This window comes from Streptomyces sp. NPDC059957 (assembly GCF_042730015.1).
In the GTDB taxonomy this organism is placed as follows: domain Bacteria; phylum Actinomycetota; class Actinomycetes; order Streptomycetales; family Streptomycetaceae; genus Streptomyces.
The window spans coordinates 1-9834 of sequence record NZ_JBHWMB010000138.1; the positions used below are offsets into that span (position 1 = coordinate 1).

Consider the following 9834-nt stretch of genomic DNA (forward strand, 5'->3'; position numbering starts at 1 on the left):
GGCCGGGTGTGGTCACGCTGCTGGAGAAGGTCGCCGCCGCGCGTGCGGCGGCTGAGCGGGAGACCCACGCGCGCGTGGCCCACCTGCTGTACCCGGAGCGGGCCGGCGGCCTGGACGGGCTGCTGGTCTTCGATCCGAAGCTGCGGTCCTCGCGGCTCAACTGGCTGGTGACCGGGCCCGTGCAGGCGTCGCCGCCCAGCGTGAAGGGCGAGGTGGACAAGCTGGAGTTCCTTCGGGGACTTGGAGCTGACACGCTGGACCTGTCGGGCCTTCCCGCCGAACGGCGCCGCTTCCTCGCTCAGATCGGCCGCCGTCTGACCTCGCAGGCGCTGGTCCGGCGGGAGGCGAACCGGTGCCACCCGATCCTGCTGACCCTGCTGGCGCAGACCTCGGTCGACGTCCTGGATTCGGTGGTGCAAATCTTCGACCAGACCCTCTCTGGTGCGGAGTCGCGGGCCCGGATCAAGCTGCGCGACGAGCTCGCCGAGCGGGCCAAGTTGTCGGAGAACCGGCTCGCCCTGCTGGACGAGATCCTGCCCGTGCTCGCGGATATCGGAATCCCGGACGAGGATGTCGGCGTGCTGTTGCGGGGAAAGCTCGGTCTGGACCGCATTCGCACAGCGCACGCCGGGGCCACCGTGCGGCTGTCACGTGACCACGGACATCTGCGGCTGCTGGAGGGCTCCTACACCTACATCCGGCAGTTCGCGCCGAAGGTACTTCAGGCGGTGCGGTTCGCCGGCGGCACGGACGCGAAGCCGCTGGTCGAGGCACTTGGGATCCTGCGGGAGCTGAACGCCACCGGTGCCCGAAAACGTCCCCGACGGCGCCCCGACCCTGTTCGTACCGACACGCTGGCAGGGCTACCTGGATGAGGCCGCGGCGAAGGGTGACGCGAGCGCGTACCGGCACTACTGGGTGCTGTGCACACTGCTCGCGCTGCGCGACGGCCTACGCAGCGGGGACGTATACGTGCCGGGCTCGCGCCGCTACGACAATCCGGCCGCCTGCCTGTTCAAGCCCGCCCAGTGGGAGGATCACCGCTTCGAGTTCTGCCGCCTGGTCGGCAAGAGCCCCGACTTCTCCGAGACCCTGCCACAGGTGATGGACGAACTCGACGAGGCCCTCACCGATCTGGAGAAGGTCCTGGGGCGCGGTGACGGCCTGGTCCGCCTTAACGACGCCGGGGAGTTGGTGATCTCCCCGCTGACGGCAGAGGACATTCCCAGCGAGGCCGAGGAGCTCCACACCGAGCTGGAGCGGATGCTGCCGAACGTACCGATCGCCTCGCTGCTGGTGGAGATGGACCGGCACACCGGCTTCTTGGACTGCTTCACCCACGCTGGCGGCAAGCAGGCCCGTTCCCCGCAGCTCAAGAGGAACCTGATCGCCTGCCTGATCGGGCTCTCCACGAATCTGGGGCTGCACGGGATGGCCGCGTCCTGCGGCATCCCGTACGACGTGCTGGCTTGGATCGCCGAGTGGTACATCCGGGAGGAGACGCTGCGCGAGGCGAATATCGTCCTGGTCAACTACCACCACAAGCTGCCGATGACGAGCGCGTTCGGGTCGGGCACGCTGTCCTCCTCCGACGGGCAGCGGTTCCCCACCCGGGGCAAGTCGATCACCGCCCGGGACCTGAACAAGTACTTCGTCCAGGAGGGCATCTCCACCGACACGCACGGCGTCACTCTGGTCAACTTCGCCCTGTTCGACCTGGTCGGAAAGCAGCTCTCGCCCCGCATCCGCGACCTGGGCAAGATCACCCTCTACCGAATGGGCGCGAAGGCCCAGTACGAGGAGCGGTTCCCGACCGCGGGGCCTCTGCTGACGAAGAAGGCCAACCCCGACCTGGTCGCGGACCACTGGGACGACCTGCTGCGCCTCGCGGGGGCGCTGAAGTACGGGCACGCCACCGCCTCGCTGATCGTGGGCAAACTCTCGGCGTCCTCCCGGCAGAACGCCCTCGCGGCGGCACTGAAGGAATACGGGGCGATCCGAAGGACGATCTACGCCGCGAAGTACCTGTCCGATTCCACCTACCGAAGGAAGATCGCCCGTCAGCTGAACAAGGGTGAATCCCTCCACGCTCTGCGTCGCCAGCTCCATTACGCCCGCGAAGGCAAGGTCACCCGGCGCCAGCCCGAGCAGCAGAATGAGCAGGCGTGGTGCCTGACCGTCGTGACGAACGCGGTGGTCTGCTGGCACACGGAGTATTTCGCCCTGTCCGTGGACGAAATGCGCGGCGCCGGCCGCGAGGTGGACGCCAAGGTGCTGGCGCACATCTCCCCGGCCCGCAGCCAGGTGGTCAACTACTACGGCTCCATCACCGTCGACTACGAACGTGAACTCGCCCAGCTCGACGAGCGGGGACACCGGCCGCTGCGGACCTTGACCGTGGACGAGGCCGGGCTGTAGCAGCGGTCGGGCAACGCGACCATTCGGCGGACAGGCACGCGAAGCATGGCGATCTCGCGAGCGAAGTGGGGAATGGAGGTTTTCGTCGGAATGGGACCTTCTGCCGTCATTCGGGGCGGCGGTGGCTCGTATCAGGAGGTCAAAATGGCCCGTAGAACCACCCTCGCTCTCAGTGTCCTCGCCGCTGTCGGGCTTCTTTGGCAGCCCTGCGATGGCTTTCGCGGATGGGGGCGACGGCGACAAGCTGGGCGTCGTCGCACCGAAGAACTCGGCGGCGGCCGACATTGCGCCGCGGGCCGCGCGCAACCAGTTTTTTGGCTCGTTCGTCTCCGTGCAGCCGGGGCAGAACAAGTTGGCTACCCTGGCCTGCCCGTCCGGTCAGGCCAGGCCAGGGTAGCCAATCGGCGGCGGTGGCGCGAGCAGCGCGGCCTGCTCTGCTGCCCCGGCCCCCCCGTCCCACAACGGACATGACACCACGTCACTCACGAGACCGGCGAACCAGACGAGTTCCGTTCACGCAATGCCCCTTGGAGGGGAGCCACTTCAGAATCCGTTGAAGTAGAAGACGGAGGCCAATAGAGGCAGCTCCTCAGGATACTCCACTTCCACGCGGATCTCGACTTCGCCGCCATCCTTGGGTACTACGTTGAGAACCCTGATGTTTGCTCCTCCCATAAATGGCGTTCGGTCCACCGAGTAAAGTTCTGCCAGGGAGACGAATACTCGGGATGTGTGGTTGACGAATCGCATGGGTACCGTCGAGTCGAAAATTCCTTTGCCGCTGAGAGCGAAGCTGTCGGCTCCTTGGCTAGGACCTGAGGCCGCATGCTTCACAGGTTCGCTCGCGTTGGGCTGGTTTTCCTGGCGAGGCGCACTGTTCTGACCGTTGCTTCCACTCATGAGTTCAACCCCTCGATTCGATGGTGCCGTTCTCCTCTGCCACCTTCTGCCGGGTGGCGACCCTCGTGCCGTTCATCAGCCAGACTTGACTCTGACCGTAGTCGGCGTTGGGATATTCGCGGTCATGCCATTTCTCCCTCACGCGAGAAGTTGAAGATATGTAATGGCTATTGATTAGGGAAGGCATCCCGTGTCAGGTAGCGCATTCCGGGTGGCGGGGCCTCGTGTAGGCCCCTGGGCCTTCCCGACTCGTTCAGGTTTCTCCACCATGGTCGGTCGGACCGAGGCTGCTTGGACCCCCCTGATGTTGGGGATGTGCGTCCGGGTGCTCAGCGTGTTATCGCGGCGACGAGTTCATCGCGCCCGTCTGCGCCGGTCTTGCGGAAGACCGCCTTGAGGTGGTCGTTGACCGTGTACGCGGACAGGTCGAGGCGGCGGGCGATCTGCTTGACGGACGCCCCGGTACGCAGCTGGGTGACGACGTCGCGTTCGCGGGGAGTGATGCAATACCACTCGCACAATGACGGCAGGACCAGGTCCCACGTGGCCCCCTGGATGACGAGGGCGACATCGCCGGCGGCGTCCGCGTCGAGCACCTGGCCCTGACAGGTGGTCCAGCGGCCGCAGGCGGCCGGGGGCGCACACACCAAGGGAATCGACGCGTCCTGACGACGGGCTGCTGCCCGGGCGGCGAGGGAGAGTGAGACGAAGAAGGCAGCCGGGACCCAGGAGGGAATGGTGTGCGCCGACCACTGGTCCAGCCACAGCTGCGCCTGAGGACTGACAGCCTTGATCCGGTGGTCGGAACCGACGGTGATCACTCCCGCCGCGAGAGGGGGAACCTCGGGGCAGAGAGGGCCGGCCGTCGCGTACCGGCGCAGGGCGGCCAGCAGCGCCGGTACCAGCCGGGCCGCCCGCTGGGCATCGTCCTGGTTGAACGGCGCGGCACCTTCGCAGCGGAGCAGCCCGAGAGCCCCCCACACGCCGCGCCTATCCTGGAGCAGCAGACGCAGCTCGGAACTCGCCCCGTGCGCGGTGAGGATGTCCCGCACACGCGGGTCAGGCACGGGAGACCTGTCGGTGCCCGCGCCCACGACGACAGCCGGGGTCCGCAGGAGAGTCGGAGTTGCCGGCCGCTGCGGGTCGCCCCCCAGATACCGGTGCATGACGAGCTCCCTGACCAGTGCGGGATCGTACTGGTGCCAGAAACTGAAACTGCCCAGCCCAGGACCGGTTGCCGGGTCGGTTCCCACCAGGCTCAGCGCGTCGTGAGCAACGATGGGGGCGAGCACGCGGGAGATCCCTGCTCCGACCTGATCGGGGCCGGTGCTCTGGCTCGCCGCGGCATAGACATCACACGCCAGACGCCTGTCGTCGAAGAACGTAAGGCCCATAACGCCCGATTATCCCTGCGCGTGCGGGGTGGGTCCAGGCTGCGAATGACTGCCCGAACGGCTTCCGCCCCATCGCGGTGATGACGGACGAGGTCGGTAGGTCACTCACCTTCAGGTTGACGCGCTTGCCGATCACTCAGATCCGGCCCAGCGAGCCTGCGCCGTTTCCAGGGGTCGCCCTGAACGTCACGCCCTCGGCGCAACCGCCTGCTGCACGGTGCACGGTGCACGGTGCACGGAGACGATCGTTCGCGATACGCGAAGATCAACATGACGTTCCCGCAGGTCACGGATGTAACGCCCTCATCGAGCTCTCCCGCGAACTGCAGGAGCGCGGGGTCAGCCTGGTCGTCCTGGACCAGGGCATCGACACCACCACCGCCCGTCGGCAGGATGTTCTTCCAGATCCTCGGCGCCATCGCCGAGTTCGAGCACGCCCTCATGTCCGAGCGCACCATGGACGGCCTGGAGGCCGCCCGAGCCCGAGGCCGCACCGGCGGCCAGAAGCCCAAACTCGGCACCCGCCAGATCAAGCTCGCGCGGGAGATGTACGACTCCGGCGACTACACCGTCCAACAGATCGCCGACGAATTCGGCGTCACCCGCCCCACCATCTACCGCCACCTCGGCAAAGCCCTGCCCCAGCAGGCCGCAAACACACCGTAACCTCAGCATCACCGCAGCTCAGGGGCTACTCCGTTGTTTTTTCGGCGGGTACTACTGGGACCCCGGGTGGCCCGGGTCCTCGTCATCTACGACAACGTCGACGGCTCGGCGAAACTGCGCTTGCGCCTGCGCGGGAAGCGGCTCTTCTTCGGGCGTCCGGGGCTTCCCCCGGCACTCGCGGCATGGCGCGATGCATGTCCCAGAGCCGCTGTCGATGACAGAAGCGCCCGATGGGGCATGCCCGGTATCCCTGACTAGGAAGGGCCTTACCGGATCCGGATCCGGGCCGCGGTCCGGGTGTGGGGGTGGGGTGGGTGTGGGGGGTGGCTTCAGGGAAGCAGGCCGGAGGCGAGGTCGCGTACGGTCGCCATATCGCTGAACGGGAGCAGCTCCTCGCCCACGATCTGGTGCGGTTCGCTGCCCTTTCCTGCGATCAGGACGATGTCTTCGGGCTTGGCCTCAGACAGCGCGAAGGCGATGGCTCGGCGCCGGTCGGCGGAGCGCTCGTACGGTGTGCCGGTGCTCTCGATGCCGACCGCGATCTGGTCCAGGATCGCCTCGGGGCTCTCGGTGCGCGGGTTGTCCGAGGTCAGGACGCACAGGTCGGAGTGGGTGGCGGCGATGCGGCCCATCTCGGCGCGCTTGGTGGTGTCGCGGTCACCGCCGCAGCCGAAGACCGTGATGACGCGGCCGCGGGCGAAGCCCCGGATGGCGGTGAGCACCTTGTCGAGGGAGTCGGGCGAGTGCGCGTAGTCCACGATCACCGAGGTGCCCGCGGGGGTGACGAAGCGCTCGAACCGGCCCGGTACCGGCGGCATCTTGGCGAGCGCGGCGACCAGTCCGTCCAGGTCGTGCCCCAGTACCCGGCAGGCCGCCAGGGCAGCCAGCGCGTTGGACACGGAGAACCGGCCCGGGACCGGGATCGCGGCCTGGTACTCGCGACCGGCGTGGTGCAGCGTGAACCGCGTGCCCGAGGCGTCCGCGATCAGGTCCGTGGCCCGGAAGTCGGCCTCCTCGTCGAGGCCGTACGTCGTCACCGCGCCCGGCATCATCGCGCGGATCCCGGCTCCCACGGCATCGTCCACGTTGACCACCGCGTGCCGGCACAGGCCCTGGAACAGCCGCATCTTGGCGTCCGTGTAGTGGGCCATCGTGCCGTGGTCGTCCAGGTGGTCCTGGGTCAGGTTGGTGAAGACGCCGACGTCGACGAACGTCCGGTCCATCCGGTACGTCTGCAGGGCCATCGAGGTGGCCTCCAGCACCACGCTGCCGGTGCCCCGGTCCCGCATGTGGCCCAGGAGGTACTGCAGTTCGGGCGATTCCGGTGTGGTCAGCACCGAGGGCGGCATCGGGATCACCTCGTCGCCGATCCGGCTGCCCGCCGTCCCGATCACGCCCACCGAGGCGCCCTCGGAGATCTTGAGGAGCGACTCGACCATGTAGGAGATGGAGGTCTTTCCGTTGGTACCGGTGACCGCGACCATGTCCATGTGCCGGCCCGGCTCGCCGAAGTACCGGGAGGAGACCACGGCGGCCGCCTTGCGGGTGTCGGAGACCCGTACGAGGCACACGGCCGGCAACAGCTCCCGCCCGGGGGGCGCGGCGGCGGCTCCCGCCTCGTCGACGAGCACCCCCACCGCACCGCGCGCGAGCGCCGCACCGATGGCGGCGGGGCCGCCGCCGCGGTGGCCCGGTACCGCGATGAAGAGCGAGCCCGGCACCACCCGGTCGACGTCGAAGGTGGTGCCCGCTGTGATCCCCGTCGACTCGGTGTCGCCCTGGATGACGTGGTGTTCATGGCCGGTCAGCAACCCGCTCAACTTCACGGTGGTCCCTTCGGAGGCGACTACGGCCCGGCGCACGGCCCTAGCCTGGCGGCAGCGCCGACGGAGCGTCGGTGCTGCGGTGGTGGGACGGGGAGGGCGATGCGTCGCCCTCGGTGCGACGGGTCGGGCCCGACGCGATGGTCGGGCCGGGCTGCCGGGGCAGGGCCCGTCGCTGGGGATGGTCCGGCGGGAGGGGCTGGGCCCCGGGCGCGGTGGGAAAGCGCTAGCCGTGGCCGTGCAGGACGCCGCGGCCGACCGTGGGGGCCTTGCCGTCGGCAGCGGTCCGGGGGTCCACGCCCGTCCGGCCCGCGGAGGCCGCACGCGCGCCGGAGGCGGCCTGCGGCAGGCTCTCCCCCGTGACACTTCGCGTGCGGCTCATGGGCCGAGTGTACGTCCGCCCACCCGGTCCGTACGCCGCGTCCGCTCGCCGGCCGGGGGCATTCGCCCCGGTCGGGGCTCCGCCGCCCTGCAACCGCACGAGGACGACACACATCGGATCATCGGAGACGAACTCCGGGAGGACTTGGATGCACAGCCTGCCCTTCGATCGACCCGGCCGCTTCTGGCGGGGGAACCTGCACACCCACTCCGACCGGTCCGACGGCGCCCTGACCCCGGCGGCGACGGCTCAGTACTACCGGGACGCCGGATACGACTTCTTGGCCGTCACCGACCACTTCCGCTCCGAGTACGGCTTCCCGCTGACGGACACCACACCGCTGCGCAGGGAGGGATTCACCACCCTGCTCGGAGCCGAGCTGCACGCTCCGCGCACCGAACTCGGTTCGTCCTGGCACATCGTCGCCGTCGGGCTCCCGCTGGGATCCGCGCCGCCCGGGCCGGAGGAGACCGGGCCCCGGCTGGCCCGCAGGGCACGCGCCGCCGGCGCGTTCGTGGGCATGGCCCACCCGGCCGCCTCCCTGCTGAGCATCGCGGACGCCGAGAGCCTGGACGCGGCGCACGCGGTCGAGGTGTACAACGCGCTCGCCGCGCGGGAGGACCGGGGAGACAGCTGGCACCTGACCGACGTCCTCCTCAACCGCGGCCACCGGCCGCACGCCTACGCGGCCGACGACGCGCACCTCCAGCCGCAGGACCCTCCGGGCTGCGCCGCCTGGGTCCAGGTCCGCGCCGAGTCCCTCGACCCGGAGCAGCTCCTCGCCGCGCTCAAGGCGGGGCACTACTACTCCTCCACCGGCCCCGAACTGGTCGGTGTCGGCCTGACCGGCGAACACGTCACCGTCCGCTGCTCTCCTGTCCGCAAGATCCTGATCACTGGTGGCGCACCCGGCGCGCAGGTCGTCCAGGGCGAGGCCCTGACCGAGTACACCCTGCCGCTGGCGATGTTCCGGGGCGGCTTCTTCCGGGTCACCGTCGAGGATGCGGCCGGTGGCCGGGCCTGGAGCAACCCGATCCGCCTGGAGCCGGCAGCGGGCTCCAGGCGGCGGCGGGCTAACGCAGCGGTTCGTTCAGTTCCATGCAGCGCAGGGCCGCCGCGAGGGCCTGTTCGTCGCCGACGTCGAGTGCCGTGTCGGTCAGTTTGATGACGTGCTCGTCTCCGTGTGCCCGGGCCCGTTCGAAGACCTCCTCGGGGGTGAAGGTGCCCGGCGGGGTGAAGGCGACCGGGGTGTCGGGGGCGTACATCGCTGTGACGGCCGCGGAGGCCGTCCAGGCGGCTCGCACGCTGGGTGCCCATTGGGCGGGCGGGAGGGCGGGCAGGGTCCGCAGCACCGCGTTGGGGGCCGTGGCGGCGTGGACCAGCATGATTTCGTCGCCGTGGCCGTGGGTGGCGTAGCGATGGGTCGCCGCCCGCACCAGATCGAGGAGGTGCAGGCGTGCCCGGTCGGGGTCGGGGTCGGGGTCGGGGTCCGTGATCGTGGCCGCCCACATCGGAAGGTCCGTGACGCGAGCAAGGCGGTCGGGAAAGGTGCCGTGCCGTTCGGTGAGGGGTGGTACCGCGTCGAGCGCGGCGGCCGCGCCGTCGGCACCGGCACCAGGTAGGTGGGCGAGGTCCGCGACGGGCTGATGGCGGGCGGCCCAGTAGCCGAGACCGTGCGCGAGTTCGGCCAGGCGCGGTGCGGTGTGTTCGCCGGCCAGGAGAGTGCGCACTGCGTGGCCCACCCGGATCAGCGGATGCGTCGAGCCGCCGCACAGGCCGGGGAGGAGACGCGGCCACCACTGCGCCAGCACATCGCGCCAGGGGCGGTCGGCGATCTCCCGCTCGAAGTGGTCGATCCAGTCGGCGGCACGGCGCGGGTCGCCCAGCGCAGCACGCCAGTTGGCGGGCGTGACCGGCTCGACGCGCGACGGGAACTCTTCCAGTTTGTGCGCGTACAGATCGAGCCAGCGGTGCACCGTGCCGGCCTGCCCGCGCACGGAAAGGGCCTCTACGGCCATCGGCGCGTGATTGGTCAGCCGCCCGAGCCGCTCGGGCCCCGACCCGTGCAATCGCTGAAGCGCCTCGTCGAGAATGCCCGTCGTATCCATGACGACGACCGTAGGTCCACGGCTACGCGCGCGTAACGGGCCGAAGGCCTAGGTGTATTGCCCGGTGAGGTTGGGGACGCGGCTGGCGGGTGGTTTGCCTGCGAGTGCGGTGTGTCCGCGGTGGTGATTGTAGGTGTGCAGCC

The 9834-nt window shown here is 69.4% G+C and carries 10 protein-coding genes; 5 read left to right on the forward strand and 5 right to left on the reverse strand.

All coding sequences use genetic code 11. The features are described from left to right. From ACFWBW_RS40675 to ACFWBW_RS40685, 3 genes are all read left to right on the forward strand, one after another. On the forward strand, positions 1-875 hold an 875-nt coding region (locus ACFWBW_RS40675; RefSeq protein WP_385384611.1), incomplete at its 5' end, for a hypothetical protein. Beyond that, positions 805-2418 (forward strand): Tn3 family transposase, encoded by a 1614-nt coding sequence (locus ACFWBW_RS40680; RefSeq protein WP_385384614.1) that lies wholly within the window; start codon positions 805-807, stop codon positions 2416-2418. The genes ACFWBW_RS40675 and ACFWBW_RS40680, both read left to right, overlap by 71 nt. 172 nt (positions 2419-2590) lie before the next feature. Further along, positions 2591-2815, forward strand: a complete 225-nt coding sequence (locus ACFWBW_RS40685) for a hypothetical protein (protein WP_385384617.1) — start codon at positions 2591-2593, stop codon at positions 2813-2815. Positions 2816-2961: 146 nt separating this feature from the next. Here ACFWBW_RS40685 and ACFWBW_RS40690 read toward each other — a convergent pair whose 3' ends face one another. Both ACFWBW_RS40690 and ACFWBW_RS40695 read right to left on the reverse strand, forming a co-directional pair. Then, a complete protein-coding gene (locus tag ACFWBW_RS40690) occupies positions 2962-3318 on the reverse strand; it encodes a hypothetical protein (protein WP_385384621.1) in 357 nt (118 codons plus the stop codon). 329 nt (positions 3319-3647) lie between these two features. Continuing rightward, entirely contained in the window at positions 3648-4385 is a 738-nt protein-coding gene (locus ACFWBW_RS40695) for a LuxR C-terminal-related transcriptional regulator (RefSeq protein ID WP_385384624.1), read from the reverse strand. Between the two features lie 597 nt (positions 4386-4982). Here ACFWBW_RS40695 and ACFWBW_RS40700 point away from each other — a divergent pair. Beyond that, on the forward strand, positions 4983-5378 hold the full coding sequence (locus ACFWBW_RS40700; protein WP_385384627.1) for a helix-turn-helix domain-containing protein: 396 nt from the start codon (positions 4983-4985) through the stop codon (positions 5376-5378). Positions 5379-5707: 329 nt separating this feature from the next. Here ACFWBW_RS40700 and ACFWBW_RS40705 read toward each other — a convergent pair whose 3' ends face one another. Both ACFWBW_RS40705 and ACFWBW_RS40710 read right to left on the reverse strand, forming a co-directional pair. Further along, complete coding sequence (locus ACFWBW_RS40705) at positions 5708-7204, reverse strand: UDP-N-acetylmuramoyl-L-alanyl-D-glutamate--2,6-diaminopimelate ligase (RefSeq protein WP_385384638.1); 1497 nt, start codon at positions 7202-7204, stop codon at positions 5708-5710. A 223-nt stretch (positions 7205-7427) separates the two neighbouring features. Then, complete coding sequence (locus ACFWBW_RS40710) at positions 7428-7583, reverse strand: hypothetical protein (RefSeq protein WP_385384629.1); 156 nt, start codon at positions 7581-7583, stop codon at positions 7428-7430. A gap of 148 nt (positions 7584-7731) precedes the next feature. Between ACFWBW_RS40710 and ACFWBW_RS40715 the strand changes: the two genes are divergently transcribed. Further along, the gene (locus ACFWBW_RS40715; RefSeq protein WP_385384632.1) at positions 7732-8748 is read left to right on the forward strand and encodes a CehA/McbA family metallohydrolase; all 1017 of its coding nucleotides are present in this window, start codon (positions 7732-7734) and stop codon (positions 8746-8748) included. Here ACFWBW_RS40715 and ACFWBW_RS40720 read toward each other — a convergent pair. After that, complete coding sequence (locus ACFWBW_RS40720) at positions 8657-9691, reverse strand: questin oxidase family protein (RefSeq protein WP_385384635.1); 1035 nt, start codon at positions 9689-9691, stop codon at positions 8657-8659. The two genes, ACFWBW_RS40715 and ACFWBW_RS40720, sit on opposite strands and share 92 nt — an antisense overlap. Positions 9692-9834: the final 143 nt, after the last annotated feature.

Coding starts and splice junctions, on each gene's coding strand:
- ACFWBW_RS40715 (WP_385384632.1), top strand. CDS start 7,732: ATGCACAGCCTGCCCTTCGATCGACCCGGCCGCTTCTGGCGGGGGAAC.
- ACFWBW_RS40690 (WP_385384621.1), bottom strand. CDS start 3,318: ATGAGTGGAAGCAACGGTCAGAACAGTGCGCCTCGCCAGGAAAACCAG.
- ACFWBW_RS40700 (WP_385384627.1), top strand. CDS start 4,983: ATGACGTTCCCGCAGGTCACGGATGTAACGCCCTCATCGAGCTCTCCC.
- ACFWBW_RS40720 (WP_385384635.1), bottom strand. CDS start 9,691: ATGGATACGACGGGCATTCTCGACGAGGCGCTTCAGCGATTGCACGGG.
- ACFWBW_RS40710 (WP_385384629.1), bottom strand. CDS start 7,583: ATGAGCCGCACGCGAAGTGTCACGGGGGAGAGCCTGCCGCAGGCCGCC.